Genomic DNA, 24,426 nt, shown 5'->3' with positions numbered 1-24,426 from the left:
TCGACCCGGCGGCGATCGCGACCACGATCAGCGCCAGCTGCGCCTGCGGCGCCGGACGGAGAACTCGCGCTCGTGAATGGAGAGCTCGCGCCGCTGGGCGTGGGATCCGCGCGTGGAGGGCGCTCGCAGCGCACGTCCGGTCAACGAGCCCCGCCTGGCGCGCCGGACGGAGAACTCGCGCTCGTGAATGGAGAGCTCGCGCCGCTGGGCGTGGGATCCGCGCGTGGAGGGCGCTCACAGCGCACCCCCGATCAGGGAGCCCCGTCCGGCGGCCGTGCGGCACAGGTCGGCCCACACCTGCGGCATCGAGGCGTTCGGGCCGGCCACCACGACTCCCCAGCCCGCCGCGCGCAGCAGCGCCGCCGACTCCTCTGTCGCCGCCGCGCGGTGCTCGGGCGCGCTCACCCCGCCGGACCACGCCGGGGTGTCCAGCAGCACCGCCAGGCTGCGGATGCCGCGCGGCCGGAACCGCGCCAGCTCGGTCACCGCCTGGTTCGACACGGTGCCCAGGATCGCGATCAGCTCCTGCCCCTCGGCCGGGTCGTGGCCGGTCGTCAGGTCGCGCTGGTGCGCCGGCTGCAACGCGGCCAGCGCGTCGAGCAGGACGTTGTCGTAGCCCTCGCCGCCGTCGCCGGGCACGTCGGCCAGCGGTTTGCCGTGCTCGGTGACCAGGCGGACCCGGTGCCCGGCCCGCCGCACGTGCACGCACACGCTCGCGGCGAACGAGATCGCCCACTCCAGGCTCGCGGCCGGCCCGGTGCCGTGGTGCGCGGCGGCCCGGTGGTCCAGCAGGACGGTCGTCCCGCCGCGCCACGGCCGCTCCTCGACCCGCACCATGATCTCGTCGCGCCGCGCGGTGGAGCGCCAGTGCACCTTGCGCAGGTCGTCACCCTGGCGGTACTGCCGTACCACCACGTCGGTCTCGCCCTGGCCGGCGCGCAGCCGCACGCTGCCGTCGTCGCCCGCGCCGATCCCGGCGCCGCTGGGCAGCCCCCACAGGGACACCACCTTCGGCACCACGACCAGCCGCGAGTGCGCGATCAGCTCGCGGTCGAACTCGCACAGCCCGAACGGGTCGGTCAGCGTCGCGCGCAGCGGGCCGACCTGCTGGATGCCGCGCATCATCGGCTGGATCGGGTAGCGCAGCGCGATGACCCGCCCGTGCGGCAGCCGCTCCACGACGAACCGCGGCCGCGAACCCAGCGCGTAGGGCACCCCGTCTTCGAGCAGGACCTCACCGGCGGGCAGCTTGCCGTTGCGCCACAGCGCCAGCTCCACCTCGCCGGCCGAACCGGCCGACACCCGCTCGGGCAGCAGCTTGCGGGACGCGCCGATGCGCACCCGCGACGCCGCGATGAACAGGGCGACCAGCAGCGGCAGCGCCACCACGAACACGGCGACCCGCAGCAGGTCGCGCTCGTTGAGCACCACCGCGCACACCGCGGCCGCCACGCCGGCGGCGAGCAGGCACCGCCCCCGCGTGGTCAGCCCGGACAGCGACCGGAACACGGCCGTCTACCGGCGGCCGGCGGTCTGCGGGTGACCGCCCTGGGGCACCGGCACCCGGTGCAGCACCGCGCGGACCACGTCGGTGGCGGAGCGGCGGGCCGCGTGCGCCTCGGTGGTCAGCACCAGCCGGTGCGCGAGCACCGGGACGGCGACCGCGTGCAGGTCGTCCGGGACGACGAAGTCGCGGCCGGACAACGCGGCCTGGGCGCGCGCCGAGCGGACCAGCTGCAGCGTGGCCCGCGGCGACGCGCCGAGCCGGATCTCCGGCACCTGCCGGGTGGCGGCGACCAGGTCGACGGCGTACTTGCGCACGTCCGGCGCGATGTGCACCCCGCGGACCTGCTGGATGAGGCGGTGCAGGGTGGCCGCGTCGGACACCGGCTGCAGGTCGGCCAGCGGGTCGTGACCGGAGTGCTCGTCGACCATGGCCAGCTCGGCCTGCTGGTCGGGGTAGCCGATCGACACGCGCGCGGTGAACCGGTCGCGCTGCGCCTCGGGCAGGGCGTAGGTGCCCTCCATCTCGATCGGGTTCTGGGTGGCGATCACCATGAAGGGGTCGTCCAGGCGGTAGGTCGTGGTGTCGACCGTGACCTGCTTCTCCTCCATGCACTCCAGCAGCGCCGACTGGGTCTTCGGCGACGCGCGGTTGATCTCGTCGCCCACCACGATGTTGGCGAACACCGGGCCGGGCCGGAACTCGAAACCGCCGGTCTGCCGGTTGTAGATGGACACGCCGGTGACGTCGCTGGGCAGCAGGTCCGGCGTGAACTGGATGCGGCTGACCGTGCAGTCGATCGACCGGGCGAGCGCCTTGGCCAGCGAGGTCTTGCCGACGCCCGGCACGTCCTCGACCAGGAGGTGGCCCTCGGCCAGGAGCGTCACCAGCGCGACGCGCACCACCTCGGGCTTGCCGACGAGCACCCGCTCGACGTTGGCCGCGATGCGGCGCATGGTCTCGTGCAGCTCACCGTGCCCGTTGTGGCTGATGGGCAGGCCGTGCGCGGGGCTCGCGCCGCCGGCGTGGTACGGCGCTTGCCCGGGCGCCTGCTCGCCGGTGTACTCCCCGGGCGATGCAGGCTGTGTCCTCGACGTCACTCGACCTCCTGGTGCCGAAGCCCTTTTTCAAAACCGGAACACGGGTGCGGCCCGCCTGAACCGCGCCGCGGCGCGGAAGGATCTCACAGCCGGGGACGGAGGTGACGCCCGCGGTCGCCCGCCCCGGCACCCAGCCTGGCATCCAGTGTGTCAAACCCCGGCCAAGTCGGTCCAAGAACCCTGAATTCGATTCGGGCGCTATGCTGCGTTCCGGAACCGGTCGGCTACCGAGAGGTGCGAACAGAACCGATGACCGACACGCGCGGCGGCCTGAACGTGAACGCGGGGGCGTTCGCGGTCTCGCCCGAGCTGGCGGCCGGGGCCTACCAGCAGATCAGCCAGCTGCAGGACGTCGTCGGCGAAATGGTGCGCGAGGCCAGGGTGCTGGGCCGCACCGTGCCGCTGGGCGGCGGGTACGCCGGCGAGGTCGGCGAGTTCATGGCCCGCTACGGGCTGGGCGGTCCCGGTTCGGCCGCCGACTCGCTGATCCGGTTCGGCCAGGAGCTGGAGACGCTCAAGACGAACATCCGCCGCGCGCTGCAGCGGTACTCCGACAGCGACGACGACGCCGCCGAGGGCGTCGACTGCAGCGGTGGCTGAGCGGATGCGTGGTGTGGTGGTCGTGCTCGCCGGGGCCGGGCTGCTGCTCGCCGCCTGCGGGCAGCCGGCTTCGCAGCCCGCGGCGCCGCCGCCGACGTCCGCGCCCTCGTCGTCCAGCGTCCCGCCGTCGCCGCCGGGGCTGGCCGGGCTGAAGCCGTGCGAGCTGCTGACCGCGACCGACCGCTCCACCGCCGGGCTGACGTCGCTGGGCACGGAGAAGACGATCGGCGCCGACCGGGCCTGCGACTGGACCGAGCCCGGCACGTTCGGCGTCACCGTCACGCTCGCCGAGAACGCCCCGCTGAACTCGCTGGAGATCGACAAGGGCACCGGCAAGCGCGTGACCGTCGGCGCGCACAAGGGTTTCCGGGTGTCCGACCGGCGCGCCGGGGACGGCACCTGCGCGGTCCTGCTCGGCGTCGGCCAGGAGGCCAGCGTGCAGGTGGACGTGACCAACACGGGCTTCGAGGACACGCCGCTCGCGTGCGAGCGGGCCGACACCGTGGCCCGGCTGATCGAGCCGAAACTGCCCTGAGGGAGCCAGCGTGAACCAGGTGCCCGAGCCGACGCGGCGGTACGAGTCCTACAGCCACGAGGCGATGGCGGCCGAGGTCGCCGACGGCAACGACCCCGCCACGGCAGGCCGGATCGGCGAGCAGTGGGCGGGCCTGGCCGCGCGGCTGCGCGAGTCGGCCCAGGCGCTGGGCGCGATCTCGGCACGGGCGGGCGAGGCGTTCGACGGGCCAGCCGGGGAGGCGCTGCGCAAGACCCTGGCCAAGGCCGAGAGCTGGTCCGGGCACGCGACCGAGCTGTCGCTGAGCTTGTCCGACGCGGTCGGGCGCCAGGCCGGGATAGCGGCGCGGGCGCGGGACGAGATGCCGCCGCCGGTGCCCTACGACCCGGCGGCGATGATCCGGGAGGCCGCGGCGAGCGGGAGTTTCGCGGCGCTGGCCGGGCTGTCGGACGCGATGGAGCGGCGGCGGGCGGCGGCCGAGGAGGCCCGGCAGAAGGCGATCGACGTGCTCAACGCCCGCGACGCCGCGCTGCGCGAGTCGGTGCCGGGCCGGTTCTTCGACGAGCCGCCGGAGCTGGGGGAGCGGTGATCCGGGTCTCGGCGTCCGCGTTCGACATCCTGTGGCACGACCTCGGGCACGACCGGGTGCCGTCGCCGCTGGAGGTCCGCAGCGTCGGCGTGACCGGGGCCGAGCGCGCCGAGATCCGCCGCGCGGTGCACGCGAACCTGACCGAGCGGGGCTTGTTCGACGGCGGCCGGCTGGACTCCGCGCTCGAGTCGCGGCTGGCGACGCTGGCGGCCGCGGAGGTCTACGTCGAGTGCGAGTCGCTGCCCGAGCTGGACGCGGAGACGCCGTTCCGGGTGGTGGCCGCGGCCGGCGGCAGGCGGGGCGTGCTGGCGGCGCAGCCGAGCCGGACGATCGGGCTGTCCGGGATCCGCGACACGGAGATCTTCACGGCGGTCGTCGACCTGCTGCCCCCGCTGGAGCCCGGGCCCGGCTACGGGGTCAGCCTGCCCGCCGACGCCCTCGCCGGCGACGGCGGTTCACGCGCCGCCGCGCGCCAGCTGGAGGAGGTGCGGGCGATCCAGTCCCGGCCGGTGCTCGGGGCGGGCCAGTTCACGGTGCGCGTGCGCGAGGGTGGACGGCCGCGGCGGGTCGGCGGGGTGAGCTGGTTCCGCACTGATCAGGGCGCGTACCTGGGCACGGTGGAACCGGGCCGCGGGGGAGCGCCGTGGGTGAACGTGGTGCCTGCCGACTCGGCCCGGCTCGCCGCGCGGCTGGCCGACCTGGTCGGTTGAGACCGGTCCGGGCGAAGGTCACGCAACCGGCCGCTCAACCCACGCAACTGCCGCGCACCTCGCGCGCCGAACTCGTGCCGCCGAGTGTCGGAGTCTCGGGGTTCTCCCGAGTCCCACCCTCACGTGCGTGAGTTCTCCGGCCCCCACTTCCCACCACCACGGCCCCCATTTCCTCCCACCACCCGCCCCACCGGCCCCCACCACGGCGCGAAAACGCCCGCGACCGGACCCGTGAGCTAACCGGCCCGGGGGAGGGGCGCCGTCGCCCCCCACCTTCTCCCCACTTCGCCCCCCACGCCTTGACCTGCGAAAACACCGAAACGTTCGCCCGGTCGGGCATCTCCGTGGCGTTGACTGTGGGGAAAAGTGGGGTACGGTGGTGCCCAGTGGGGCGGAAGGGAGGCCCCAGGGGCCGCATCCGGTGGAGCACCGGGAGCGGTGGGGAGGTGAGTGCCGGTGTTCCTCGGCACCCACACCCCCAAGCTGGACGACAAGGGGCGGCTCACGCTGCCCGCGAAGTTCCGCGACGCGCTGGCAGGTGGGCTGATGGTCACCAAGGGGCAAGATCACTGCCTCTTCGTCTTCCCGCGCGCGGAGTTCGAGCAGCTGGCCCGCAAGGTCGCGGAGGCGCCCTTCACCAACGAGGCGGTGCGGGCCTACCAGCGGTACCTGTTCGCGGGCACCGACGAGCAACGTCCGGACGGCCAGGGGCGCATCGCGATCGCGCCCGAGCTGCGGCGCTACGCCGGGCTCAACAAGGAGTGCGTGGTCATCGGGGCGATCACGCGCTTGGAGATCTGGGACGCCCAGCGCTGGGAGTCCTACCTGGAGGAACACGAGGACAGCTACGCGCAGGCCCAGGAAGAGGTCCTGCCGGGGGTCTTCTAGTGACCCGCGCCGTCGGGGGGCGCGGGTGGCGAAACGCAAGTGGGGGCGGGATCCGGCGACGGATGTCGTGAGGCCTCTGTCCGCTCAGCGGCCCTGGTGCACCTTCCCCGGCACCAGGTCCGCAGCGGGCGGGCGGGGACCTGACGGCATCCGGACGACGGTGTAAGGGGGTGGGAGAAGTGGCAGCCGAGGCCGCGCACGTGCCGGTCATGACCGGGCGCGTGCTGGAGCTGTTCGCTCCCGCGCTGGAAGGCCGCCCGGCCGTGGTGGTCGACGCGACCACCGGGCTCGGCGGGCACTCCGAGGCGCTGCTCACCGCCTTCCCGCAGCTGAAGCTCATCGGCCTGGACCGGGATCCGCACGCGCTGGAACGCTCCGGCGCGCGGCTGGCGAAGTTCGGCGACCGGGTCGAGCTGGTGCACGCGGTCTACGACACCCTGCCGGACGTCCTCGCCCGGCTGGGACTGTCCCGTGTGGACGGCGTGATGTTCGACCTCGGCGTGTCCTCCATGCAGCTGGACTCCGAGGAGCGCGGGTTCGCCTACGCCCGCGACGCCCCGCTGGACATGCGGATGGACCCGACGACCGGGCAGACCGCGGCGGATGTGCTCAACACCTACGAGCCCGGCGAGCTGGTCCGGATCCTGCGCGAGTACGGCGAGGAGCGGTTCGCCCAGCGGATCGTCAAGGCGATCGTCGCGGAGCGGGCGCGGCGGCCGTTCGACCGCAGCGAGCGGCTGGTGCGGCTGCTCTACGACGCGGTGCCCGCGGCGAGCCGCCGCACCGGCGGCCACCCGGCCAAGCGCACGTTCCAGGCGCTGCGCATCGAGGTCAACGGCGAGCTGGAGGTGCTGCGGCGGGCGATCCCCGCGGCGCTGTCCGCGCTGGCGGTCGGCGGCCGGATCGTCGTGGAGTCCTACCACTCGCTGGAGGACCGCATCGTCAAGCAGGCCTTCGCGGAGCTGGCGAAGTCGCGGACCCCGCCGGGCCTGCCCGTCGAACTCCCCGGCCACGGGCCGGAACTGAAGCTGATCACGCGCGGCGCCGAGAAGGCGAGCGAGGAAGAGATCGAACAGAACCCGAGGGCGGCGTCCGTCCGGCTGCGGGTGGCGGAACGGATCAAGGAGGCGGACGCATGACAGCGCCTACGCGGACACGCAGGCAGGCCGGTGCCGAGCCGCGACGGCGCCCGCGCCGTTCGGACACCCCCGCCGAGGAGGGCCTGGGCACACCGGTACCGGCCAAGCGCCGCCCCCGGCGGCAGCCTGCCAAGCAGACTCAGCGCACCACCGCCGCCGAGCGCGCCTACGCCCGGCGGGCGCAGCGCGCCGAGGGCCTCAAGCGCACCGCGCCCGAGCCGGAGCGCGAGAAGACCCGGCTGAAGCTGCGGCTGCCTCGGTCGCGCGCCACGTTCGTGCTGCTGGTGATGGTGCTCCTCGCCGCCGGTGTGGTGGTCACGCTGCTGCTGTCCACGCAGGCGATCGCCGACTCCTACCGCCTCGAGCAGCTGCGCGACGACAACGCCGCGCTGGCCGAGCGGGTCGAGCAGCTGCAGCAGGACGTCAGCGGCGCGGAGTCGCCGTCGTCGCTGGCCGAGCGCGCCAAGGCGCTGGGCATGGTGCCCGCGAAGGACCCGGCGCACCTGGTGGTGAACCCGGACGGGTCGGTGACCGTGGTCGGCGAGCCGAAGAAGGCCGAGGGCGCCCCGGTCACCCAGCAGCAGACCGCGCCGGTGGTGCCGCAGGGCACCCCGGTCGGCGGCCGCCCGATCGAGGGTGACGTGCCGCAGGGCGACAGTCAGGTCGTCCAGCCGCAGGACCAGGCGCAGGTGCCGCCTGCCGGCGGGCAGACGCAGGCGCCGGGACAGCAGACCACGGGAGGGCAGTGATGGCTCGGCCGGGACGCCGCAGCTACGGCGCCCGCATGCGCCAGGTGGCCGGCCAGCCCAACGCCGCCACCGGCAAGGGGCGCTACGTCGGCGTGCGCATCGCGCTCGTCGCCGTGCTCGTCCTGGCCGGTCTCAAGCTCGTGCAGGTGCAGGGCTTCCAGGCCGCGGCCCTGTCGGCGAAGGCGGAGAGCCAGCGCAGCACCACCATCCCGATCCCGGCCAAGCGCGGGTCCATTGTGGACCGCAACAACGTCAAGCTGGCGTTCACGGTGGAAACCCGCGCGTTGTCGGTGAACCTGCGCGCGATGCGCAAGGCGTGGGACGAGGTCGCGGCGAAGAACCCGGCGGGGGGCCAGAACTACGAGACGCGTGCGGCGGACGCGGCGAAGTTCATCGCCGCCAAGCTGCCCGGCCGGGTCACCGAGGCCGAGCTGCTCGCCGACTTCCGCAAGACCACGTCGTTCACCTACCTGGTCGACGGGGTCGAGCCGTCGATCGCCGAGGAGATCACCAAGGCCTTCCCGGAGATCGGCGCCGAGGTGCGCGCCGCCCGCGAGTACCCGGGCGACACGCTGGCCTCGAACGTCGTCGGGCTGGCGAACTGGCGGATGGACGACCCCGACGTGTCCAAGCACAGCCTGCAGGGCCTGGCGGGGCTGGAGTACACGCTCAACTCCGACCTCGCCGGGCAGCCCGGCCGCTACGTCGCGGACACCAAGCAGGGCAACGACAACGTCATCATCCCGGGCACCGAGCGGGACGTGCAGCCGGCGACCCCGGGCAACGACGTGGTGCTCACGCTCGACTCGGACACGCAGTACTTCCTGCAGAACGCGCTGGCCGACTACATGCGGCAGTCGCACGCCAAGGGCGCCAGCGCGGTCGTGATGGACGCGAAGACCGGCGAGATCTACGCGATCGCCGACGACGCGACGTTCGACCCGTACGACAACAAGACCTACACACAATCGCTGATGGACCTGCAGGCGGTGTCCACGCCGTTCGAGCCGGGCTCGGTGAACAAGATCGTGACCGCCACCGCGGCGATCGACCAGGGCCTGGTGACGCCCGAGTCGGTGCTGCAGGTGCCCGGCTCGCTGAAGGTCGCCGACCACACGGTCCACGACGCGTGGGTGCACGGCACGCAGAACTTCTCGGTCACCGGCATCTTCGCCAAATCGTCGAACGTGGGGACGCTGCTGCTGGCCCAGCAGCTCGGCCCGGACAAGTACCTGGACTACCTCAAGCGCTTCGGCATCGGGCAGAGCGCGGGCCTCGGCATGTCCGGGGAGAGCCGCGGGTTCGTGCCGCCGCGCAACACCTGGACCGGCACCACGTTCGGCAACCTGCCGATCGGGCAGGGCCTGTCGATGACCGTGGTGCAGATGACGGCGATGTACCAGGCGATCGCGAACAACGGCCTGCGGGTGCAGCCGAGCATCGTCAAGGAGGAGATCCGCCCGGACGGCACGGTGGTGCCGAAGGCCGCGCCGGAGACGACGCAGGTGGTCAGCCCGGAGACCGCGACGACGGTGCGGAACATGATGCGGGCGGTCACCCAGACCGGGAAGAACGGCAACAGCGGGACGGCCCCGACGGCGGCGCTGGAGGGCTACCAGATCTCCGGCAAGACCGGCACCGGCCAGCAGGTCAACCCGGCGACCGGGGCGTACAGCGACACGCTCTACAACATCACCTTCGCGGGGATCCTGCCCGCCGACAACCCTCGGTTCGTGGTCGGCATCCGCCTGGACGCGCCGGACACCACGCTGCCCGCGGGCCACTCGGCGGCGCCGCTGTTCCACGACATCGCCTCGTACCTGACGCAGCGGTTCCAGATCCCGCTGTCCGAGGGCGCGGCGCCGTACGTGCCGCTCGTGCTGCCCTGAGGTCCGCCCATCAGCGGCGGAGCCGCCCCAGCACCAGCCTCGCCCGGCGAGGCGTCGCGGGGATTGCCGTCGCTGTCCAATCGAGACACAAGCGCTAGGAGTACCGGCTCGCGGACGGGGAAAACCACCTCGGTAACCTTCCGTGCTGTGTCGGTGGAAGCGTCTGGAAGCAGCACCATGTCGCAGGAAGCGAAGGGGCGGGTACCGGACAGCCCGGTGAAGGCGGCGGTGGCGCCGCCACGGCCGACCCGCATCGAGCCGGTCCCGCTCACCACGCTCGTCGCGCGCGCGGACGCGCGCCTGGTCGGCGAGCCGCACTGGCCGGGCGACACGGTCGTCACGGGGGCCACCCTGCGGGCCCAGCACGTCCTGCCCGGCGACCTGTTCGCCGCGCTGCCGGGCGCGCGGGCGCACGGGGCGGACTTCGCCGCGGAGGCCATCGCGGCCGGGGCGGCGGCGGTGCTCACCGACGAGGCGGGCGCGGACCGGCCGGCGCTGCGTGAGGCGGGCGTCCCGGTGCTGGTGCACCCGGACCCGCGCGGGGTGCTCGGCTCGATGGCCGCCTGGATCTACGGCGAGCCGTCGCTGGAGCTCGCCGTCCTCGGCATCACCGGCACGTCGGGCAAGACCACCACGACCTACCTGGTCGAGTCGGGCCTGCGCGCCGCCGGGCACGTGACCGGCCTGATCGGCACCATCGAGACCCGCATCGCCGGGGAGCGGCTGGCCAGCGCGTTCACCACGCCCGAGGCGCCGGACCTGCAGGCGCTGCTCGCCGTCATGGTCGAGCAGGGCGTCACGCACGTGCCGATGGAGGTGTCCAGCCACGCGCTCGCCCTGGGCCGTGTCAACGGCACCCGCTTCGCCGTCGGCGCGTTCACCAACCTCTCCCAGGACCACCTGGACTTCCACCGCGACATGGAGGAGTACTTCGCCGCCAAGTCGCTGCTGTTCGACGGCCGCTCCACCACCGAGGTGGTGTGCATCGACACCGCGTGGGGCCAGGCGCTGGTCACGCCGCACACGATCACCGTGACCACCGAGCCGGGCGTGGACGCCAGCTGGACCGCCACGGACTTCGCCACCACCCCGACCGGTGAGCAGAGCTTCACGCTGCACTCGCCGGCCGGCCGCACCGCACGCGCCACGTTGCCGCTGCCCGGCACGTTCAACATCGCCAACGCGCTGCTGGCCGCGGCGATCCTGGAGACCTGCGGCGTCACGCTGGAGGAGACGGTCACCGGCCTGGCGCACGTGGAGGTCCCCGGCCGGATGGAGCGGGTGTACCTGGGCCAGGACTTCACCGCCGTCGTCGACTACGCGCACAAGCCGGCCGCGGTGGCGCAGGCGCTGGACGCCCTGCGCGCCCGCACCGAGGGCCGGATCATCACCGTCCTCGGCTGCGGCGGCGACCGGGACACCGCGAAGCGCCCGATGATGGGCGAGGCCGCGGCCAAGCGCAGCGAGGTCCTCATCGTCACCGACGACAACCCGCGGTCGGAGGACCCGGCCGCGATCCGCGCCGCGATGCTGACCGGGGCCCGCGCGGCCGGTCACGACGCGGGCGAGGTGCTGGAGATCGGCGACCGGCGCGAGGCGATCGTCAAGGCCGTCGAGCTCGCCGGGCCCGGGGACGTCGTGTTGATCGCGGGGAAGGGCCACGAGACCGGCCAGGAGGCCGCGGGCGTCGTGCACCCCTTCTCCGACCGCGACGAGCTGGCGGCGGCGATCCGGCGCCGGCTCGAAGAGAACCAGGAGACCCGTTGATCCCGCTGACCCTGGAGCAGATCGCCGCCGTCACCGGCGGGCGGCTGCACCGCACCGACGGACGCGAGACGGTCACCGGCAGCGTCGAGTTCGACTCGCGCCGCCTCACCCCGGGCGGGCTGTTCGTGGCCCTGCCCGGCGAGAAGGTCGACGGGCACGCCTTCGCCGCCAAGGCGGTGGAGAGCGGCGCCGCCGGCGTGCTGGCCGCGCGCGAGGTCGACGCCCCCGCGGTGATCGTGCCGCCGCTGCCGCCCGGCCAGGCGCACGAGCGCGCGCTCGCGCTGACCGGCGACAAGGACGGCTCCGGCGCCGCCGTGCTGGCCGCGCTGGCCAAGCTGGCCCGGCACGTGGTGATCGAGCTGTCCCGCGGCGGGCTCACCGTCGTCGGGGTCACCGGCTCCTCGGGCAAGACCTCCACCAAGGACCTCATCGCGCAGCTGCTCGAGCCGATGGGCGAGACCGTCGCGCCGCCCGGGTCGTTCAACAACGAGCTGGGCCACCCGTGGACCGCCCTGCGCGCCGACGAGCGCACCCGGCACCTGGTGCTGGAGATGTCCGCCCGCGGCCCCGGCCACATCGCGCACCTCGCCGAGATCGCCCCGCCGCGCATCGGCGCCGTGCTGAACGTGGGCAGCGCCCACGTCGGCGAGTTCGGCTCGCGCGAGGCCATCGCCAAGACCAAGGGCGAACTGGTCGAGGCGCTGCCGTCGGCGGACGAGGGCGGCATCGCGGTGCTCAACCTGGACGATCCGCTGGTCTCTGCGATGGCGAGCCGCACGACGGCCCGCGTCGTCGGCGTGGGCGAGCACCCGGACGCGCAGGTGCGCGCCGAGGACATCACCCTCGACGAGCAGGCCCGCGCCTCCTTCCGGCTCATCACCCCGGCCGGGGAGGCGCCGGTGACGCTGTCGCTGTACGGCGAGCACCACGTCGGCAACGCGCTCACGGCCGCCGCGATCGCGCTGGAACTGGGCGCCACCGTGGAAGAGGTCGCGCAGCGCCTGTCGGCCGCCCAGCGCCGCTCGGCGCGCCGCATGGAGGTCACCACCAGGGCCGACGGCGTCGTGGTCATGAACGACTCCTACAACGCCAACCCCGAGTCGATGCGTGCCGCGCTCAAGACACTGGCCTCGGCCAGCCGCGGCAGGCGGTCTTGGGCGGTCCTCGGTGTGATGGGCGAACTCGGTGCCGATAGCGTGTCCGCGCACGACGAGATCGGCCGCCTCGCGGTCCGGCTCAACATCAGCAGGCTCGTGGTGGTCGGAGACGAGGCCGCCGCGATGCACCAGGGCGCCAGCCACGAGGGTTCGTGGGGTGAGGAGTCCGTGCTGGTGCCCGACGCCGCCGCCGCGATCGACCTCCTGCGCGAGCAGCTGGAACCCGGTGACGTCGTGCTCGTGAAGGCTTCGAAGGTCGCCGAGCTCTGGCTCGTCGCTGACGCACTGCTCAAGGAAGGTGTTGCGTGATCAGCATTCTGATCGCGGCCGCGATCGGTCTCCTGGTCTCCATCCTGCTCACGCCCTACCTCATCCGGGTCTTCTCCCGGCAGGGCTTCGGCCAGGAGATCCGCGAGGAGGGCCCGCAGGGCCACAAGTCCAAGCGCGGCACGCCCACGATGGGCGGGGTCGCGATCATCATCGCGATGGTGGTCGGCTACTTCGCCGCGCACCTGATGAACTGGATCGGCTCCGGCAGCTCCGCGAACGACGGCCCGTCCGCGTCCGGCCTGCTGGTGCTGTTCCTCGCGGTCGGCCTCGGCGTGGTGGGGTTCCTCGACGACTTCATCAAGATCCGCAAGCAGCGCAACCTGGGGCTGAACAAGACCGCGAAGCTGGTCGGCCAGCTCGTGGTCGCGGTCGCCTTCGGCATCCTGGCGCTGCAGTTCGCCGACCGCTACGGCCTCACCCCGGCCTCGCGGAACCTCAGCTACGTGCGTGACCTCGCGCTGATCACCTTCCCCGCGGTGATCTTCGTGATCTTCTGCTACGTGGTCATCTCCGGCTGGTCGAACGCGGTGAACTTCACCGACGGCCTGGACGGCCTGGCAGGCGGCACCTCGGCGATGGTGCTGGCCACCTACGTGGTGATCGCGTTCTGGCAGGCCCGCCTGTCCTGCGTGGTGACCCCGCAGGCCGCCTGCTACGACGTGCGCGACCCGCTGGACCTCGCCGTGGTCGCGGCCGCCGCGGCTGGCGCCTGCGTCGGCTTCCTGTGGTGGAACGCCGCGCCCGCGAAGATCTTCATGGGGGACACTGGTTCGCTGGCGCTGGGTGGCCTGGTCGCCGGACTGTCCATCACCACCCGCACCGAGCTGCTCGCCATCGTCATCGGCGGCCTGTTCATGGTCGAGATGATCTCGGTGGTGCTGCAGATCGCGGTGTTCCGCACGACGCGCCGCCGCCTGTTCCGGATGGCCCCGTTCCACCACCACTTCGAGCTGGCCGGCTGGGCCGAAACCACGGTGATCATCCGGTTCTGGCTGCTCGCCGCCATCTGCTGCATGTTCGGCCTCGGCCTGTTCTACTCCGAGCAGCTGGGCGCGGGAGGCTAGTCGTGTTCGCCGGACGCAACGTGCTCGTCGCCGGCGCCGGGGTCACCGGACGATCGGCCGTGCGGGCCCTGACCGAGCGTGGCGCCCGGGTCACGGTCACCGACGGCAACGCCGAGCGGCTGGCCGAACTGGAGGGCCTGGGCGCCGAACTGGCCCCGGGCCTCACCGAACCGCCCGCGGGCACCGACCTGGTGGTCACCAGCCCCGGATGGCGCCCGAGCGCGCCGCTGCTGGTCGCCTCGGCCGCGGCGGGCATCGAGGTGATCGGCGACGTCGAGCTGGCCTGGCGCGCCTCGCGGGACCTGCCGAACCCGGCCGCCTGGCTCGCGGTCACCGGCACCAACGGCAAGACCACCACGGTCGGCATGCTGGAGTCGATGCTGCGCGCCGGCGGGGTGCACGCGCTGGCCTGCGGCAACATCGGCCTGCCGGTGCTGGACGCGGTGTTCGAAGGCTACGAGGCGCTGGCGGTGGAGCTGTCCAGCTTCCAGCTGCACTGGTCCTCGACGCTGGCCCCGCACGCCTCGGTGGTGCTCAACCTCGCCGAGGACCACCTGGACTGGCACGGCACGATGGAGTCCTACGCCGCCGCGAAGGGCACCATCCACGCCCACTCGAACGTCGTCGTGCACAACGCCGACGACCCGTGGTCGGTGCGGCTGGCCGGCGAGTACGCCCCCGCCGGGGCGAAGCGCGTCGGGTTCCGGCTGGACACCCCGCGGCCGGGCGAGCTGGGCCTGGTCGAGGACCTGCTGATCGACCGCGCCTACGGCCCGGACCCGCAGCACTCCGCCGACGAGCTGATCTCGGTGAGCGAGGTGCGCCCGGCCGGCCCGCACAACCTCGCCAACGCCCTCGCCGCGGCCGCGCTGGCCCGCGCCTACGGCATCGACCCCGCCGGGGTCGCCAAGGGCCTGCGCGAGTTCCAGCCGGGTGCGCACCGCGCCGTCGAGGTGGGCGAGTTCGGCGGGGTCCGCTACGTCAACGACTCCAAGGCCACCAACCCGCACGCTGCCGCCGGGTCCCTGCTCGCGCACTCCAGCGTGGTGTGGATCGCGGGCGGGCAGCTCAAGGGCGCCGCGGTCGACGAACTGGTCGAGGTGGTCGCCGGACGGCTGCGCGGGGTCGTGCTGATGGGCGCCGACGCCCCGGTGATCGCGGCCGCTCTCGCGCGACACGCGCCGGATGTCCCCGTCCACCGGGTCGCCTCGGGTGACGATGGGGCCATGAACGAGGCGGTCTCGGTGGCCAGCGACCTGGCCCGGCCCGGTGACGTGGTGCTGCTGGCGCCCGCCGGGGCGTCCCTGGACATGTTCCGCAACTACGCCCATCGGGGTGACGCCTTCGCCGACGCGGTCCTGGCCCGTGCGACGGGGTCTGCCGATGACGGTCGTTGAGGACAAGGAGCAGGACAGCGCGCCGCGCAGACGGGACCGGGGCGACCGGCAGAGCCCGGCGCGCGCCACGTTCACCGCGCTGACCGCGTGGCTGTCGCGCCCGCTGGCCGATTTCCACCTGGTGCTGGCGCTGACCGGCCTGCTGACGTCGATCGGCATCGTGATGGTGCTGTCGGCGTCCTCGGTGGCCTCGGTCGACCCGGACACCGGCTCCGGCGTGTACGCGCTGTTCAAGAAGCACCTGATCTTCGTGCTCACCGGGTCGGTCGTGTTCTGGGTGGCGCTGCGGATGCCGCTGAAGCGGACCCGCGCGCTGTCCTCGATGGCCGTGCTGGTGTGCCTGGTGATGCTGGCGCTGGTGCTGACGCCGCTCGGTTCGGCCGGCGGCGGCGCCCAGCGGTGGTTCGTGGTGGGCGGCTTCTCGGTGCAGCCGGTCGAGTTCACCAAGGTCGCCTTCGCCCTGTGGGGCGCGCACGTGCTGGTCACCAAGTACCACGTGCTGCACCAGTGGCGGCACCTGATGGTGCCGGTGGTGCCGGTCGCGCTGCTGATGTTCGCGCTGGTCATGGCGCAGCCCAACCTGTCCGGCACGATCACGCTCGGCGTGGTGCTGATGTCGCTGCTGTGGTTCGCCGGCGCGCCCAAGCGGCTGTTCGCGGTGATCCTCGCCGGCGGCATCGCCGGTGCGGTGGTGCTGGCGCTGACCGCGTCCTACCGCATGTCGCGGGTCATGTCGTTCCTGTCGCCGGGCTCGGACACCAGCGGCGCCGCCTACCAGGCCACGCAGGCCAAGTACGCGCTGGCCGACGGCGGCCTGTTCGGCAAGGGCCTCGGGCAGGGGCCGTCGAAGTGGTCCTACCTGCCCAACGTGCAGAACGACTTCATCTTCGCGGTGATCGGCGAGGAACTCGGGTTCATCGGCTGCATCGTGGTCATCGGCCTGTTCGTCGGGCTCGCGATCGTGGGCCTGCGCATCGCCATGCGTAACCTGGACCCGTGGATCCGGATCACCGCCGGCACGCTGACGGTGTTCACGGTGTCGCAGGCCGGGATCAACATCGGCTACGTGGTCGGGCTGCTGCCCGTCACCGGCGTGACGCTGCCGCTGATCTCGGCGGGCGGCACGTCGATCTGGGTCACCATGTTCCTGATGGGCCTGCTGGCCAACGCCGCACGGCACGAGCCGGAGTCGGTGGCGGCGCTGCGGTCGCAGGGGCCGGGCAAGTTCGGCCGTCTCCTGCGCCTGCCCGCCCCCGAGGTCTACCGGCCGCCGGCGCGGCGGCGGGGGAGCGGCCGTCCGGCACCCCGCGGTGACCGGCCCTCGGCCCGCGGGGCACGATCGGCGCAGGCGCCCGAGCGCCGGCGGTCGACGCCGGCCAGACGGGGAAGTTCAGTGCGGAGAGGGACGTAGGAGCAAGTGAGCAAGGCGGTTACCGGCGTGGCTCCCACCGTGGTGGTGGCGGGCGGCGGCACGGCCGGACACATCGAACCCGCGCTGGCGCTGGCCGACGCCGTGCGGCGGCTGCGGCCGGACGCCACGGTGGTCGCACTCGGCACGTCCCGCGGGCTGGAGAACAAGCTGGTCCCGGCGCGCGGCTACCCGCTGGAGCTGATCCCGCCGGTGCCGCTGCCGCGCAAGCCGACCACCGATCTGCTGCGGCTGCCGCTGAAGATCCGGGACTCGGTGAAGCAGACGCGCGAGGTGCTGGACCGGGTCGGCGCGGACGTCGTGGTCGGGTTCGGTGGCTACGTGTCGCTGCCGGCGTACTTCGCCGCGCGCGGCCGGGTGCCGATCGTGGTGCACGAGGCCAACCAGTCGCCGGGCCTGGCGAACCGGGTCGGCGCGCGCTTCGCGAAGCGGGTCGCGGTCGCGGTGCCGGGCACGCCGCTGCCGGGCGCCGAGGTCGTCGGCATCCCGCTGCGGCGGTCGATCACCTCGCTGGACCGGGCGGCGCTGCGGGCCGAGGCCCGCGCGCACTTCGGGCTCGACCCGGACGCGCCGACGCTGCTGGTGTTCGGCGGTTCGCAGGGCGCCCAGTCGATCAACAACGCGGTGTCCGGCGCGGCCAAGGAGCTGGCCGAGGCCGGGATCGGCGTGCTGCACGCGCACGGGCCGAAGAACAGCCTGGTGGTGCAGGAGTTCCCGGGCCGCCCGCCGTACGTGCCGGTGCCCTACCTGGAGCGGATGGACCTGGCCTACGCCGCGGCCGACGTGGTGCTGTGCCGGTCCGGCGCGATGACCGCGGCCGAGGTGTCCGCGGTCGGGCTGCCCGCGGTGTTCGTGCCGCTGCCGCACGGCAACGGCGAGCAGGCGATCAACGCCAGGCCCGCGGTGGACGCCGGCGCGGCGCTGCTGGTGCCCGACGCCGACCTGACCCCGGCGAAGGTGGCCGAGCTGGTCGTCCCGCTGGTCACCGACGCCGCCCGGGTCGCGGAGATGAGCTCGGCGGCGGTCGGGCTCGGCCACCGCGAGGCCGACGAGGTGCTGGCGCGGATCGTCCTGGAGGTGTGCGGAAAGTGAGCGACGTTCCCGCCGAGCTGAGCCGGGCCCACCTGATCGGGATCGGCGGCGCCGGCATGAGCGGCATCGCACGGATCCTGCTGGCGCGCGGCGCCCGCGTGTCCGGCTCGGACGCGAAGGACTCCCGGGCGTTCCTGACGCTGCGCGCGCAGGGCGCCGAGATCGGCATCGGGCAGCGCCCGGAGAACCTGGACGCGCTGCCCGGCGGCCCGTCCGCGGTGGTCGTGTCGACGGCCATCAAGGAGAGCAACCCGGAGCTGGTGGCCGCCCGCGAGCGCGGCATCCCCGTGCTGCACCGCGCCCAGGCGCTAGCGCTGCTGATGGCCGGGCACCGGGTCGCCTGCATCGCGGGCACGCACGGCAAGACCTCGACCACGTCGATGCTCACCGTGGCGCTGCAGCACTGCCGGCTGGACCCGTCGTTCGCGATCGGCGGCGACCTCAACGAGTCCGGCGCCAACGCCCACCACGGCGAGGGCGGGCTGTTCGTCGCCGAGGCCGACGAGAGCGACGGGTCGTTCCTGAGCTACTCGCCGTCGGTGGCGGTGGTGACGAACGTCGAGCCGGACCACCTGGACCACCACGGCACCGCCGAGGCCTACACCGCCGTCTTCACGCAGTTCACCCGCCGGATCGAGCCGGGCGGCCTGCTGGTCGTGTGCGCCGACGACGAGGCCGCGAACGCGCTGGGCGACCACGCGGCGGCCGCGGGCGTGCGGGTGCGCCGCTACGGCCGGTCGGTGACGGACCCCGGCGACGCGAAGGTGCTGGACTACCGGCCCGCCGACGGCGGCGGGATCATCCGGATCGCGCTGGACGGCGCCGAGACCGACGTGCGGGTCGCGGTGCCGGGCGAGCACATGGCCTTCAACGCCGTGGCCGCGCTGCTGGCCGGGCTGGAGCTGGGCGCGCCGCTGGACGGGCTGGCCGAGGGGCTGGCCGCGTTCGGCGGGGTGCGGCGCCGGTTCGAGTTCAAGGGCCGCGCGGGCGACGTGCGGGTCTACGACGACTACGCCCACCACCCCACGGAGGTCGCGGCGCAGCTGCGCGCGGTGCGGCACGCCGCCGGGAACGGTCGCGTGGTCGTGGTGTTCCAGCCGCACCTGTACTCGCGCACGAAGCTGTTCGCCGCGGAGTTCGCCGAGGCGCTGGGGCTGGCCGACGAGGTCGTGCTGCTGGACGTCTACGGCGCGCGGGAGGAGCCGGAGCCGGGCGTCAGCGGCGCGCTGATCGCGGAGCAGATCACCGGCGCCGGGGTGCACTACGAGCCGGCGTTCGACCGGGCCGTGGCGCTGGCCGCGGACCTCGTCAAGCCCGGCGACCTGCTGGTCACCATGGGGGCGGGCGACGTGACGCAGCTGGGGTCGGAGATCCTGGCGGAGCTGGACCGGCGGGCCGGGGGCTAGGTGGCGACGCGAGCGCGGAGCGAGGAGCGCAGCAGGCCGTCCACGCGGCGGTCGTCGTCGGCGGTGCGCAGCCGCCGGGGACGGCGCCCGCTGACGGCGCGGCGGCGCACCGGCACGGGCGTCTCGCGGCGCCGCGCGCTGCGGCGCCGCTGGGTGGCGCTGCTGACCGTGCTGACGGTGGCCGGGCTCGCCTACGTCGTGTTGTTCACGTCGCTGCTGGGCGTCCGGTCGGTGGAGGTCCACGGCGCGAACAGCGTGCCGGGGGACCAGATCCTGGCCGCCGCCGCGGTGCCCGACCTGAAGCCGATGCTGTTGCTGGACACCGACGAGATCGCCGCCCGCGTGACGGCGATCCCCGGGGTGGCCACTGTGGACGTCTCCAGGTCGTGGCCGTCCACTGTGGACATCACGGTGACGGAGCGGACGCCGATCGGCTTCACCGCGGCGGCCGACGGGTTCCACCTGGTCGATTCCGGCGGCCTGGACTACAAGACGGTGCAGAACAAGCCGGACGGCCTGCCGGAGGTGCAGGTGGCGGCGGTGGCCCCGGACGATCCGCTGACGCGCTCGGTGGTGGCGGTGCTCGCGACCGTGCCGCAACCGCTGAAGGGGCAGATCACGGTCGTGCGGGCCAAAACCCCGGGCGGCGTGGAGTTCACGCTGGCCAGCGGCAAGACGGTCCGCTGGGGGAACGCGGAGAAGGCGGAGCGCAAGGCGCAGGTGCTCAACGTGCTGCTGACCCGCGAGGGGCAGGTCTACGACGTCGCGAGCCCCGAGCTGCCGACCGTCTCCTGAGGACGGAGACGGCCGGCCGGGATCGCTCAGTCGAGCGCCGCGTCCAGCGTGATCGTCGTGCCGGCCAGCGCCTTCGACACCGGGCAGGTCTGCTCGGCCGTCTTCGCCAGCTCGGCGAACTTCGCCGCGTCCACGCCGGGGACGGTGGCGCGCAGGGTGATCGCGATGCCGCTGATCTCGAAGCCGCCGCCCGCGGCCGGGCCGAGCGTGACCTCGGCGCTCACGTCGATGGACTCGGCGCGCAGGTTCTGCGACTCCAGCACGCCGGACAGGTTCATCGCCAGGCACGACGAGTGCGCGGCGGCGATGAGCTCCTCCGGGCTGGTCTGACCCTCCGGATTGCCGGCGCGGGTCGGGAACGACACGTCGAACTGGCCCGCGTTCGACGAGTCGAGCGTGACGTGGCCCTTGCCGTTCTGCAGGCCGCCTTCCCAGTGGGTGGTGGCGTCGCGACTGGGCATGGTGTTCCCCTTCCATCGGTGTGAAGATCCTTCCGCCATCGAACATAGCGCGCAATTCAATTGCGCGCAACACATCCATTGTGGAAGGCTGTGGGTCATGATCAGAACGGAGCCGGCCTTCGACGGCGGCGAGCGCGAGCAACTCGGCGCGTTCCTGGATTTCCTGCGCGAGGCCGTCGTGCTCAAGTGCGCGGGCCTGACCGACGAGCAGGCCCGCCGCAGCCTCGTGCCGAGCGAGCTGACCACGATCGCCGGCCTGGTGAGCCACCTGACCTATGTGGAGCACCACTGGTTCGAGGTGGTCCTCGCCGGCCGTCCCAGCCGGTGGGACGAGAAGCTGGCCGCCGACCGCGACGCGGACTTCCGCGAGGCGCTCACGATCCCGCTGGCGGACCTGGTGGACGCCTACCGCGCGCAGTGCGCGGTCAGCCGCGAGATCGCCGCCGGGATGGCGCCGGAGACCCTCGTGTCCTTCCGGGACGGCTCGATCAACCTGCGTTACGTGCTGATCCACATGGTGGAGGAGACCGGGCGGCACGCCGGGCACCTGGACCTGCTGCGTGAGCTGACCGACGGCCGGGCCGGCGAATGACGCGTCCGGCGCGGTGATTTTGCAACGCCACGGCCGACACGCGGCGTGGCTACTGGATTCCGGTTCGCCGGATCCCTACCTTCGGCGGACGGAGCGGGGAGTTGACATAACTCTGAACCTTGAGTTTAGGTTGAGGGTTTTCGCTCCCGGTGAGCGGTACGAGGAATTCACGATAGGAAGGCGGACCCGATGACGCCCCCGCACAACTACCTCGCGGTGATCAAGGTCGTCGGCATCGGCGGAGGCGGCGTGAACGCCGTCAACCGCATGATCGAGGTCGGCCTCAAGGGTGTCGAGTTCATCGCGATCAACACGGACGCGCAGGCGCTGCTGATGTCCGACGCCGATGTCAAGCTCGACATCGGCCGCGAGCTGACCCGCGGCCTTGGCGCCGGCGCCAACCCCGAGGTGGGGCACAAGGCCGCCGAGGACCACCGCGAGGAGATCGAGGAGGTGCTCAAGGGCGCCGACATGGTCTTCGTGACCGCGGGCGAGGGCGGTGGCACCGGCACCGGCGGCGCGCCGGTGGTCGCCTCGATCGCGCGCAAGCTCGGCGCGCTCACGATCGGCGTGGTGACCCGGCCGTTCACCTTCGAGGGCAAGCGCCGCGGCAAGCAGGCCGAGGACGGGATCCAGGCGCTGCGCAACGAGTGCGACACCCTCATCGTCATCCCCAACGACCGGCTGCTGCAGCTCGGCGACATCGGCGTCAGCCTGATGGACGCGTTCCGCTCCGCCGACGAGGTCCTGCTCTCCGGTGTCCAGGGCATCACCGACCTGATCACCACGCCGGGTCTGATCAACCTGGACTTCGCCGACGTGAAGAGCGTGATGTCCGGCGCGGGCAGCGCGCTGATGGGCATCGGCTCCGCCCGCGGCGAGGGCCGCGCGGTGCAGGCCGCGGAGAAGGCGATCAACTCGCCGCTGCTGGAGGCCTCGATGGAGGGCGCGCACGGCGCGCTGCTGTCCATCGCCGGTGGCTCCGACCTCGGCCTGTTCGAGATCAACGAGGCCGCCTCGCTGGTGCAGGAGGCCGCGCACCCCGAGGCGAACATCATCTTCGGGACGATCATCGACGACTCCCTCGGCGACGAGGTGCGCGTGACGGTGATCGCGGCCGGGTTCGACTCCGGCTCGCCCACCCACAAGAAGCTCGAGCCGCCCGCGGTGGGCACCCGCTCGACGACGGCCTCCGCCGAGGCCGGGCAGGTCCGCCAGCCTGCGCCCGCGGCGTCGGCGCAGCCCCCGGCGCCGCCGGCGGGTGGCGGCTTCCCGGTGACGCCGCCGCGGACGCCGCCGTCGGGCACCAACTACGGCACGCCGCCCAGCGGGCTTCCGCAGGCCGGTGGCGGCAGCCGCAGCTACCCGGCGCCGCGCACGAGCACCAGCCAGGGCAGCCTGCCCAGCCGGGCCGTCCCGGTGACCGACGACCCGTCCGACGACGACGTGGACGTCCCGCCGTTCATGCGGCGCTGACCCCGCGCCGGGCCTGACCCGCGGTCAGGCCCGGTGGTGCTGTTCGAGTTCGTCGATGGCGCGGGACAGCGTCCAGCGTTCGTCCTCGGACAGCTCCCACGGCAGGTGGTCCCGCAGCGCGGCGTCGAGCCGCTCGGCGACCACGACCTCCAGGATGTCCGGCACCCCGGCGCCCATCAGCAGCTCGGCCAGCGGCACCGACCAGTGGGGGTGCGGGAACCGCGCCGCGTGGCGGCTCGCCCGCGCCGCCTGCCAGATCCGCCGCGTCGCCTCGGGTCCGTCGAACCGGACGGCGTCCTGCAGCAGCCGGCACCAGCCGAGGTCGGAGACCTCCATCGCCCCGCTGAACTCACCCCACAGGTCGGCCTCGCCGATCTCGCGGAACAACACCAGCGCTCCGGCGCGGTCGCCCGCCGCGTAGCGCGCGTCGGCCTCGTCGAGCTTCGCCTTGAGCCGCCCGCTCGCGGTCGTGCCGTGCTCGGCGAGGTACTCCTCGTGGTCGCGGGCGAGGTGGGCGACGTCCGGCACCCGGAAGGTGACGTCCCACAGGCCCTCCGCCTCCTCTTCCGGGACGCCGTGTTCCAGCGCTTCCTCCAGCAGGGCGATCGCGCGGTCGTTGTGCTCGTCCATCTCGCCGGGCCCGAGGAACTCGATGTCGTCCAGGTGCCCGTAGGCCCCGGCGAGCGCGAACGCGCCCCGTACCGCGGGATCCACCTCGTCCAGGCGCTCGTCCACGGCTTCGGCGATCCGGGTCCACTTCTCCCGGCCGGGCGGGGCGAACAGCGCGGCCAGGTCCGGCGGCAGCTGCCCGGAGGTGGCCAGTGCGCGGACGCTCGGGGGCACGGGTGGCATGTCCATGGCGGTGAGACCGGCCGAGCACCGCGTCCGGTTCCCAGTAGGCTCAGGGGAAACCAGGCGAGTGGAGGTAGTGGGACTTGCGCATCCGTCGGGTGGTCACGACCAGGGCGGGTGGCGTTTCGGCGCCGCCGTACGACACGTTCAACCTCGGCGACCACGTCGGTGACGACCCGGCCGCGGTCGAGGCCAACCGCAAGCGGCTCGGCACCGAGCTGGGTGTGGAGCGGGTGGCCTGGATGGAGCAGGTGCACGGCCGCACGGTCACCGTCGTCGACGGCAGCGAGACCGCGCCCGCCGAGGCCACCGACGCGCTCGTGACGAAGACCCCCGGCCTGCCCGTCGCCGTGCTCGTCGCGGACTGCGTGCCGGTGCTGCTGGGCGATCCGGAGACCGGCGTGGTGGGCGCGGTGCACGCCGGCCGTGTCGGCGCGCGCGTCGGGGTGCTGCCCGCCGCGCTCGAGGTGATGGTCGAAGCCGGCGCCGAGATGGGCCGCATCGAGGTGCTGCTCGGCCCGGCGATCTGCGGCGAGTGCTACGAGGTGCCCGCCGAGATGGCCGCCGACGTGGACAAGCACCTGCCCGGCAGCGCGACCCGCACCCGCGCCGGCAAGCCGGGGCTGGACCTGCGCGCCGGGCTGTGGCGCCAGCTCGCCGAGGCCGGCGTCGGCAAGGTCGGCGTCGACCCGCGCTGCACGGCCGAGGACCCGACCCTGTTCAGCTACCGGCGCGACGGCACCACCGGTCGCATCGCCGCGCTGACCTGGGCCGAGCCGGAATGAGCGACGAGCAGCGCCGGGAGGAGATCGCCAAGGCCCTCGAAGCCGTGGAGGCGCGCGTCGCCGACGCGTGCGCGGCGGCCGGGCGGCCGTGCGGCGCGAGGGTCAGGAGCATGTCGCCATCCAGCTTCCACGGAGGGCTGC

23 protein-coding genes are annotated in these 24,426 nt (G+C 73.4%); 19 read left to right on the top strand and 4 right to left on the bottom strand.

What is annotated here, in order from left to right; translation table 11 throughout:
* Positions 1-234: 234 nt before the first annotated feature.
* Together ABZ215_RS36460 and ABZ215_RS36455 are read right to left on the bottom strand one after the other, a co-directional pair.
* Positions 235-1,509, bottom strand: a complete 1,275-nt coding sequence (locus tag ABZ215_RS36460; RefSeq protein WP_237337416.1) for a DUF58 domain-containing protein — start codon at positions 1,507-1,509, stop codon at positions 235-237.
* A 6-nt stretch (positions 1,510-1,515) separates the two neighbouring features.
* On the bottom strand, positions 1,516-2,604 hold the full coding sequence (locus ABZ215_RS36455; protein WP_020423130.1) for a MoxR family ATPase: 1,089 nt from the start codon (positions 2,602-2,604) through the stop codon (positions 1,516-1,518).
* Positions 2,605-2,853: 249 nt separating this feature from the next.
* Between ABZ215_RS36455 and ABZ215_RS36450 the strand changes: the two genes are divergently transcribed.
* The 16 genes from ABZ215_RS36450 to ABZ215_RS36375 all read left to right on the top strand — a co-directional run bounded on the left by ABZ215_RS36450 (position 2,854) and on the right by ABZ215_RS36375 (position 20,119).
* On the top strand, positions 2,854-3,204 hold the full coding sequence (locus tag ABZ215_RS36450; RefSeq protein WP_020423131.1) for a hypothetical protein: 351 nt from the start codon (positions 2,854-2,856) through the stop codon (positions 3,202-3,204).
* Positions 3,197-3,739, top strand: a complete 543-nt coding sequence (locus ABZ215_RS36445; protein ID WP_354955000.1) for a DUF3558 family protein — start codon at positions 3,197-3,199, stop codon at positions 3,737-3,739. The genes ABZ215_RS36450 and ABZ215_RS36445 overlap by 8 nt, the downstream gene beginning before the upstream one ends.
* Before the next feature lie 10 nt (positions 3,740-3,749).
* On the top strand, positions 3,750-4,307 hold the full coding sequence (locus ABZ215_RS36440) for a PE-PGRS family protein (RefSeq protein ID WP_354954998.1): 558 nt from the start codon (positions 3,750-3,752) through the stop codon (positions 4,305-4,307).
* Complete coding sequence (locus tag ABZ215_RS36435) at positions 4,304-5,017, top strand: ESX secretion-associated protein EspG (protein WP_354954996.1); 714 nt, start codon at positions 4,304-4,306, stop codon at positions 5,015-5,017. Before ABZ215_RS36440 ends, ABZ215_RS36435 begins: the two co-directional genes overlap by 4 nt.
* 456 nt (positions 5,018-5,473) lie before the next feature.
* Positions 5,474-5,905 (top strand): division/cell wall cluster transcriptional repressor MraZ, encoded by a 432-nt coding sequence (gene mraZ, locus ABZ215_RS36430; RefSeq protein ID WP_026153053.1) that lies wholly within the window; start codon positions 5,474-5,476, stop codon positions 5,903-5,905.
* Between the two features lie 179 nt (positions 5,906-6,084).
* Positions 6,085-7,044: a 16S rRNA (cytosine(1402)-N(4))-methyltransferase RsmH gene (rsmH, locus tag ABZ215_RS36425; protein ID WP_237337453.1), complete on the top strand. Its 960-nt coding sequence runs from the start codon at positions 6,085-6,087 to the stop codon at positions 7,042-7,044.
* A complete protein-coding gene (locus tag ABZ215_RS36420) occupies positions 7,041-7,793 on the top strand; it encodes a hypothetical protein (RefSeq protein WP_354954994.1) in 753 nt (250 codons plus the stop codon). Before rsmH ends, ABZ215_RS36420 begins: the two co-directional genes overlap by 4 nt.
* A gap of 35 nt (positions 7,794-7,828) precedes the next feature.
* A complete protein-coding gene (locus ABZ215_RS36415) occupies positions 7,829-9,682 on the top strand; it encodes a penicillin-binding protein 2 (protein WP_354955002.1) in 1,854 nt (617 codons plus the stop codon).
* 177 nt (positions 9,683-9,859) lie between these two features.
* On the top strand, positions 9,860-11,449 hold the full coding sequence (locus ABZ215_RS36410; protein WP_237337420.1) for a UDP-N-acetylmuramoyl-L-alanyl-D-glutamate--2,6-diaminopimelate ligase: 1,590 nt from the start codon (positions 9,860-9,862) through the stop codon (positions 11,447-11,449).
* Positions 11,446-12,915, top strand: a complete 1,470-nt coding sequence (gene murF, locus ABZ215_RS36405) for a UDP-N-acetylmuramoyl-tripeptide--D-alanyl-D-alanine ligase (RefSeq protein WP_020423141.1) — start codon at positions 11,446-11,448, stop codon at positions 12,913-12,915. Before ABZ215_RS36410 ends, murF begins: the two co-directional genes overlap by 4 nt.
* Positions 12,912-14,000: a phospho-N-acetylmuramoyl-pentapeptide-transferase gene (gene mraY, locus ABZ215_RS36400; RefSeq protein WP_017981836.1), complete on the top strand. Its 1,089-nt coding sequence runs from the start codon at positions 12,912-12,914 to the stop codon at positions 13,998-14,000. Before murF ends, mraY begins: the two co-directional genes overlap by 4 nt.
* Before the next feature lie 2 nt (positions 14,001-14,002).
* The gene (murD, locus tag ABZ215_RS36395) at positions 14,003-15,397 is read left to right on the top strand and encodes a UDP-N-acetylmuramoyl-L-alanine--D-glutamate ligase (protein ID WP_354954992.1); all 1,395 of its coding nucleotides are present in this window, start codon (positions 14,003-14,005) and stop codon (positions 15,395-15,397) included.
* On the top strand, positions 15,384-16,808 hold the full coding sequence (gene ftsW, locus ABZ215_RS36390; RefSeq protein WP_237337422.1) for a putative lipid II flippase FtsW: 1,425 nt from the start codon (positions 15,384-15,386) through the stop codon (positions 16,806-16,808). Before murD ends, ftsW begins: the two co-directional genes overlap by 14 nt.
* Positions 16,809-16,814: 6 nt before the next feature.
* Positions 16,815-17,918 (top strand): undecaprenyldiphospho-muramoylpentapeptide beta-N-acetylglucosaminyltransferase, encoded by a 1,104-nt coding sequence (gene murG / locus ABZ215_RS36385; RefSeq protein WP_020423144.1) that lies wholly within the window; start codon positions 16,815-16,817, stop codon positions 17,916-17,918.
* Positions 17,915-19,324 carry a UDP-N-acetylmuramate--L-alanine ligase gene (gene murC, locus ABZ215_RS36380; protein WP_354954990.1) on the top strand — a complete coding sequence of 470 codons (1,410 nt, stop codon included), beginning with the start codon at positions 17,915-17,917 and terminating at the stop codon, positions 19,322-19,324. The genes murG and murC overlap by 4 nt, the downstream gene beginning before the upstream one ends.
* Positions 19,325-20,119: an FtsQ-type POTRA domain-containing protein gene (locus tag ABZ215_RS36375; protein WP_354954988.1), complete on the top strand. Its 795-nt coding sequence runs from the start codon at positions 19,325-19,327 to the stop codon at positions 20,117-20,119.
* A 26-nt stretch (positions 20,120-20,145) separates the two neighbouring features.
* Here ABZ215_RS36375 and ABZ215_RS36370 read toward each other — a convergent pair whose 3' ends face one another.
* Positions 20,146-20,580: an OsmC family peroxiredoxin gene (locus tag ABZ215_RS36370; RefSeq protein ID WP_237337424.1), complete on the bottom strand. Its 435-nt coding sequence runs from the start codon at positions 20,578-20,580 to the stop codon at positions 20,146-20,148.
* Between the two features lie 97 nt (positions 20,581-20,677).
* On the opposite strand from ABZ215_RS36370, the gene ABZ215_RS36365 reads away from it, so the two are divergent.
* Together ABZ215_RS36365 and ftsZ are read left to right on the top strand one after the other, a co-directional pair.
* Positions 20,678-21,172, top strand: a complete 495-nt coding sequence (locus ABZ215_RS36365; protein ID WP_354954986.1) for a DinB family protein — start codon at positions 20,678-20,680, stop codon at positions 21,170-21,172.
* A 189-nt stretch (positions 21,173-21,361) separates the two neighbouring features.
* Positions 21,362-22,648, top strand: coding sequence for a cell division protein FtsZ (gene ftsZ / locus ABZ215_RS36360; protein WP_237337426.1), 1,287 nt, complete (start codon positions 21,362-21,364; stop codon positions 22,646-22,648).
* Between the two features lie 24 nt (positions 22,649-22,672).
* Here ftsZ and ABZ215_RS36355 read toward each other — a convergent pair whose 3' ends face one another.
* Positions 22,673-23,500, bottom strand: a complete 828-nt coding sequence (locus ABZ215_RS36355) for a hypothetical protein (protein ID WP_354954984.1) — start codon at positions 23,498-23,500, stop codon at positions 22,673-22,675.
* 83 nt (positions 23,501-23,583) lie between these two features.
* Here ABZ215_RS36355 and pgeF point away from each other — a divergent pair, with 83 nt between their 5' ends.
* Positions 23,584-24,285, top strand: a complete 702-nt coding sequence (gene pgeF, locus ABZ215_RS36350; protein ID WP_354954982.1) for a peptidoglycan editing factor PgeF — start codon at positions 23,584-23,586, stop codon at positions 24,283-24,285.
* Positions 24,286-24,426: the final 141 nt, after the last annotated feature.

The sequence above is a fragment of the Amycolatopsis sp. NPDC006131 genome (assembly GCF_040614175.1).
GTDB lineage: Bacteria > Actinomycetota > Actinomycetes > Mycobacteriales > Pseudonocardiaceae > Amycolatopsis_E > Amycolatopsis_E tucumanensis.
Note: the sequence above shows the minus strand (reverse complement) of the source record. Positions and strands in the feature narration are given on the sequence as shown.